The 4,202-nt window shown below is 68.1% G+C and carries 4 protein-coding genes; all 4 read left to right on the forward strand.

Features of this window, described 5'->3' with window-relative positions:
- Positions 1 to 288 precede the first annotated feature (288 nt).
- Positions 289 to 1,941 carry a peptide ABC transporter substrate-binding protein gene (locus tag UK12_RS32000; protein ID WP_045306721.1) on the forward strand — a complete coding sequence of 551 codons (1,653 nt, stop codon included), beginning with the start codon at positions 289 to 291 and terminating at the stop codon, positions 1,939 to 1,941.
- Positions 1,942 to 2,014: 73 nt separating this feature from the next.
- Positions 2,015 to 2,938: an ABC transporter permease gene (locus UK12_RS32005; RefSeq protein WP_045306722.1), complete on the forward strand. Its 924-nt coding sequence runs from the start codon at positions 2,015 to 2,017 to the stop codon at positions 2,936 to 2,938.
- Positions 2,931 to 3,959, forward strand: a complete 1,029-nt coding sequence (locus tag UK12_RS32010) for an ABC transporter permease (RefSeq protein WP_082120127.1) — start codon at positions 2,931 to 2,933, stop codon at positions 3,957 to 3,959. Before UK12_RS32005 ends, UK12_RS32010 begins: the two co-directional genes overlap by 8 nt.
- A 12-nt stretch (positions 3,960 to 3,971) precedes the next feature.
- Positions 3,972 to 4,202: ATP-binding cassette domain-containing protein (locus UK12_RS32015; protein ID WP_045306723.1), on the forward strand; the 231-nt coding region annotated here is incomplete at its 3' end.

The following is a 4,202-nucleotide window of genomic DNA, read 5'->3' on the forward strand; positions in this document are numbered from 1 at the left end:
GGCGGAGGAGCGGTGCTCGACCGAGGTGCCGCTGCTCGCGGTGCCCTCGCTGGAGGGCCGGGCCGCCCACGAGTCGGCCTGCCACTTCGCCGCGGTGCGCGAGGTCGAGCAGAGCGCTGCCTGACCGAGCATTACCTTTCGAGGCCCGGTCCGCACATCCGTGCGGGCCGGGCCTCGCGGTGTTCGGGACCACCGAGGGGTGGCCCATCCGGAGGTACCTCGGTCGCGCCGCCAGGACCACGCGCTTCTCATGGGGTGTGATCGTCACACACCCAGAGGAGGACATTCATGCCTACGGTCGCCCGAGTGCGCTTGGCCGTGATCGCCGCGACGTCGGTTGCCTTGGTGGCCACCGGGTGCAGCAGCAGCTCGGGCGGTGGTGGAGGCGGAGGCGGGGGTGGGGGCGGCGGAAGCAGCAGCGGAATCGTCACGGCCTGGTGGGGCGACCCGCAGAACCCGCTCGAACCGGCGAACACCAACGAGGTCAACGGTGGCGCGGTCCTCGACATGATCTTCACCGGCCTGGTGGCGTACGACCCCAAGACCAGCAAGGCCGGCAACGCGATGGCGGACTCGATCTCCTCCACCGACCAGCAGAACTGGACCGTCAAGCTCAAGCCGGGCTGGAAGTTCAGTGACGGCACACCCGTCACCGCGTCCTCCTTCGTGGACGCCTGGAACTACGGCGCGCTCTCCACCGACAAGCAGGTGGGATCCAGCTTCTTCCAGTACATCCAGGGCTACAGCGAGGTGGCACCCCCCTCCGGAAGTCCCACGGCCCAGACCATGTCGGGCCTGAAGGTCGTGGACGACACCACCTTCACCGTCGCGCTGAGCCAGAAGTTCTCCACCTGGCCGCAGACCCTCGGCTACGCCGCGTACTACCCGCTCCCGAAGAGCTTCTTCACCAACCACGCGGCCTTCCTCGACAAGCCCGTTGGCAACGGGCCCTACACGATCACCTCGTGGACCAAGAGCCAGCGGATGCAGCTGCGGCCGAACCCGGACTACGCGGGCAGCAACAAGCCGAAGAACAGCGGTATCGATCTCAAGGTCTACACCGACACCAACGCCGCCTACGCGGACCTGCAGGCCGGGAACCTGGACATCGACAACGGTCTGCCGAACAGCGCGCTGAAGACCATCCAGTCCGATCTCGACGGACGGTTCCTCAACCAGCCCGCCGGCATCATCCAGACCATCTCCTTCCCGCTCTACCAGTCGAACTGGAGCACCGAGGGCGCCAAGCTGGTCCGCCAGGGCATCTCGATGGCGATCGACCGGGACACCATCAGCAGGGTCGTCTTCAACAACACCCGCACCCCCGCGACCGACTTCACCTCGCCCGTGCTCGGCAGCTCCGGCGGCTACCAGGCGGGGCTCTGCGGTGACACCTGCAAGCTGAACGCGGCCAAGGCCAAGCAGCTGATCGAGCAGGGCGGCGGGATCCCCGGTGGCCAGCTGACCATCAGCTACAACGCCGACGGGCCGCACAAGGACTGGGTCGACGCGGTCTGCAACAGCATCAACAACGCGCTGGGCGACACCAAGGCGTGCGTCGGCCGCCCGGTCGGCACCTTCGCGGACTTCCGCAACCAGGTGCACAGCAAGCAGATGACCGGTGCGTTCCGGACCGGATGGCAGATGGACTACCCGCTGATCCAGGACTTCCTGCAGCCGGTCTACGTGACCGGCGCCTCCTCCAACGACTCCGGCTACGCCAACAAGGCGTTCGACGACAAGGTCAGCCAGGCGAACGGCGAGGCGGACCCGGCGAAGGCGGTCGGCGAGTACCAGAACGCGGAGCGGACGCTGGTCACCGATCTGCCGGCGATCCCGCTCTGGTACCAGAACGGCACAGTGGGCTGGTCGTCCCGCGTCTCCAACGTGATGCTGAACCCCTTCAGCGTCCCGGTCTACTCCGAGATCACCGTCAAGTAGCCGGTGACGGCGGCCGGTTCACCGATGCGGTGGACCCGGCCGCCGCCGTATCGGCGGCCGACTGGAGGTTCGTATGGGCCGCTACGTCATCAGACGTCTGCTCCAGATGATCCCGGTCTTCATCGGGACCACCTTCCTGATCTTCGTCATGGTCCACGCCCTGGGCGACCCGGTGAACGCGCTCTTCGGCGACCGGGCGCCGGACCCGGCCGTCGCGCAGCAGATCCGCGAGCAGTACAACCTGAACGACCCGCTCTGGCTGCAGTACGTCAAGTACATGGGCAAGTTGTTCCAGTGGGACTTCGGGACCACCTTCAGCGGCCAGTCCGTCACCTCACTGCTGGCCACCGCGTTCCCCACCACGCTGAGACTGACCGCGGTGGCCTTCTCGATCGAGGTCGTCTTCGGGATCGGCCTGGGGCTGCTGAGCGGTCTGCGCCGGGGCGCCTTCGCGGACAACGGCGTCCTGGTCCTGACCCTGGTGGTGATCTCCATCCCGACCTTCGTCACCGGCTATGTGCTCCAGTACCTGTTCGGCGTGAAGTGGGGGGTGGCACCCGCGACCGTCGGCGACCAGGTGACCCTGGGCCGGCTGATCCTGCCGGGTGTCGTGCTGGCCTCGGTCTCGCTCGCGTACGTCGCCCGGCTCACCCGGACCACCGTCGTCGAGAACGCCCGCGCCGACTACGTCCGTACCGCCGTCGCCAAGGGGCTGCCGCGCCACCGGGTCGTGGTCAACCACCTGCTGCGCAACTCGCTGATCCCGGTGGTCACCTTCCTCGGCACCGACCTGGGTGCCCTGATGGGCGGGGCGCTGGTGACCGAGCGGATCTTCAACATCCACGGCGTCGGCTACTACCTGTACCAGGGCATCGTCCGCCAGAACACCAACACGGTGGTCGGCTTCGTGACCATCCTGGTGATCATCTATCTGGCGGCCAACCTGCTCGTCGACCTGCTCTACGCGGTCCTGGACCCGAGGATCCGTTATGCCTGACCAGGAGAGGTACAACGAGGCCGACCCGCTGGCCGAGGCCGGTACCGAGGAGCTGGAGATCCAGAGCGCGGTCGAGAACCGGACCTTCGACCTCGGCACCATGGCGGCGCAGTCGGTCCTGAAGAACGAACGGCTCCTGGACCGGCCCGCGGTCCCCGGCGCCGACGAACGGGTCGAGGCCCGCAGCCTCTGGCAGGACGCCTGGCGGGACCTGCGCCGCAATCCGATCTTCATCATCTCCGGGCTGCTGATCCTCTTCCTGGTCGTGATGGCGATCTGGCCCGGCCTGCTGACCTCGACCGACCCGCTCAAGTGCGACCTGTCCCGGTCCCAGCAGAGCGCCTCCTCCGGGCACCCCTTCGGCTTCGACAACCAGGGCTGCGACGTCTACGCCAGGACCGTGTACGGCGCCCGTGCCTCGATCACCGTCGGCGTCTGCGCCACCGCCGGGGCGGCCCTGCTCGGCACGCTGATGGGTGGGCTGGCCGGGTTCTTCGGCGGCTGGTTCGACTCGGTGGTCTCACGGCTCGCCGACGTCTTCTTCGGCATCCCGATCCTGCTCGGCGGCCTGGTCTTCCTCTCGGTGGTGCCCAGCCAGTCGATCTGGATCGTGGTGGCCTTCATCGTGGTGCTCGGCTGGCCGCAGATCGCCCGGATCTCCCGGGGCTCGGTGATCACCGTCAAGCAGCAGGACTACGTCACCGCCGCCGAGGCGCTCGGCGCCGGCAGCGGACGGATGATGCTGCGGCACATCCTGCCCAACGCCGTGGCCCCGATCATCGTGGTGGCCACCATCGCGCTCGGCACCTACATCGCCCTGGAGGCCACCCTGAGCTTCCTCGGCGTGGGGCTCAAGCCGCCGACCGTCTCCTGGGGCATCGACATCTCCTCGGCCTCGGACTCCTTCCGGAACGCCCCGCACATGCTGCTCTACCCCGCCGGGGCGCTCAGCATCACCGTGCTGGCGTTCATCATGCTCGGCGACGCGGTCCGCGACGCTCTCGACCCCAAGCTGCGTTGAGGAGGGCGAACGATGACTACCAGCGTGAGCAGCCGGCAGAGCGAACCCCGGGGCGCGCGGTCCGGCGAGCAGGACGCGCCACTGCTGCAAGTGCGGGATCTCCAGGTGGAGTTCCGTACCCGGGACGGTGTGGCCAAGGCGGTGAACGGGGTCAGTTACAGCGTGCGGGCGGGGGAGACGCTGGCGGTGCTGGGGGAGTCCGGCTCGGGCAAGTCGGTCACCGCGCAGGCGGTGATGGGCATC

Source organism: Saccharothrix sp. ST-888 (genome assembly GCF_000955975.1).
In the GTDB taxonomy this organism is placed as follows: domain Bacteria; phylum Actinomycetota; class Actinomycetes; order Streptomycetales; family Streptomycetaceae; genus Kitasatospora.

Excerpts from the sequence above, each read along its gene's own strand:
- UK12_RS32000 (WP_045306721.1), top strand. The coding sequence starts at position 289 with ATGCCTACGGTCGCCCGAGTGCGCTTGGCCGTGATCGCCGCGACGTCG.
- UK12_RS32005 (WP_045306722.1), top strand. The coding sequence starts at position 2,015 with ATGGGCCGCTACGTCATCAGACGTCTGCTCCAGATGATCCCGGTCTTC.
- UK12_RS32010 (WP_082120127.1), top strand. The coding sequence starts at position 2,931 with ATGCCTGACCAGGAGAGGTACAACGAGGCCGACCCGCTGGCCGAGGCC.